The sequence below is a fragment of the Stenotrophomonas sp. YIM B06876 genome (genome assembly GCF_030711595.1).
In the GTDB taxonomy this organism is placed as follows: Bacteria; Pseudomonadota; Gammaproteobacteria; order Xanthomonadales; family Xanthomonadaceae; genus Stenotrophomonas.
This window is the reverse complement of sequence record NZ_JAUJUJ010000247.1, coordinates 1-1,200: the sequence shown is the minus strand read 5'-3', so window position 1 is coordinate 1,200 and position 1,200 is coordinate 1. Positions and strand designations below refer to the sequence as shown.

Below are 1,200 nucleotides of genomic sequence, written 5' to 3'. Positions count from 1 at the left end.
GGCGCCTTGCGGCGCCTTTTTGTTGGGTGCATGGCTGGCTTACATCCAATAGACCAGCATATACAGGCCCAGCCAGACCACGTCCACGAAGTGCCAGTACCAGGCGGCGCCTTCGAAGCCGAAGTGCTTGTCGGCGGTGAAGTGGCCCTTTTGCAGGCGCAGCGTGATCGACAGCAGCATCAGCATGCCCAGGAACACGTGGAAGCCGTGGAAGCCGGTGAGCATGAAGAACGTCGAGCCGAAGATGCCGGAGTTCAACTTCAGGTTCAGGTCGGTGTACAGGTGGTAGTACTCATAGCCCTGCACGCACAGGAAGGCAATGCCGAGCAGCACCGTGATCCACATGAAGGCGATGGTCTTGCCGCGGTGGTTTTCACGCAGCGCGTGGTGGGCGATGGTCAGGGTCACGCCCGAGCTCAGCAGCAGCGCCGTGTTGATGGTGGGCAGCCAGAACGGCCCCACGGTCTGGAACGGCTCGACGATACCGGCGGGCGAAGCGGTCGCGCCGACGGCCATGCTGGGCCATACGGCCTTGAAGTCTGGCCAGAGCAGGGCGTTCTCAAGATCGCCCAGGGCCGGCACGGAGTGCGCACGCCCCCACCACAGCGCGGTAAAGAACGCGCCGAAGAACATGACTTCGGAGAAGATGAACCAGCTCATGCTCCAGCGGTAGGACAGGTCGATCTTGTGGCCGTACAGACCGCCTTCGCTCTCCTGGGCCGCGTCGCGGAACCATTGATAGAGCACGATCAGCCACCACGCCAGTCCGAAGAACAGCGCGTACTTGCCCCAGTCGTGGCCATTGATCCATTGGCTGGCGCCCAGGATGACGAAGAACAGCCCGGCCGCCGCCATGATGGGATGGTGTGACTCTGCGGGTACAAAGTAATACGGGGTTNGCGCGTACTTGCCCCAGTCGTGGCCATTGATCCATTGGCTGGCGCCCAGGATGACGAAGAACAGCCCGGCCGCCGCCATGATGGGATGGTGTGACTCTGCGGGTACAAAGTAATACGGGGTTGCGCCGCGGGTTGTTGATGCACTCATTTCAGCTCCTGACTCTCAATATCTTTGTATTTGGTTTGGCGTGCCTTGGCACTTCAGACGACCCACTTCACGACCACGATGAGCGAAACCACCAGCAGGAAGATGGCGAGCAGCCCCACCACGATGATGTGCAGAGGGTTGATCTTTTCGAGA

General features: G+C 60.7%; 1 protein-coding gene. It reads right to left on the bottom strand.

The genetic code is table 11. The features are described from left to right. Positions 1–39: 39 nt before the first annotated feature. Entirely contained in the window at positions 40–1,047 is a 1,008-nt protein-coding gene (locus QZH66_RS16475) for a cytochrome c oxidase subunit 3 (protein ID WP_305806954.1), read from the bottom strand. Positions 1,048–1,200 lie beyond the last annotated feature (153 nt).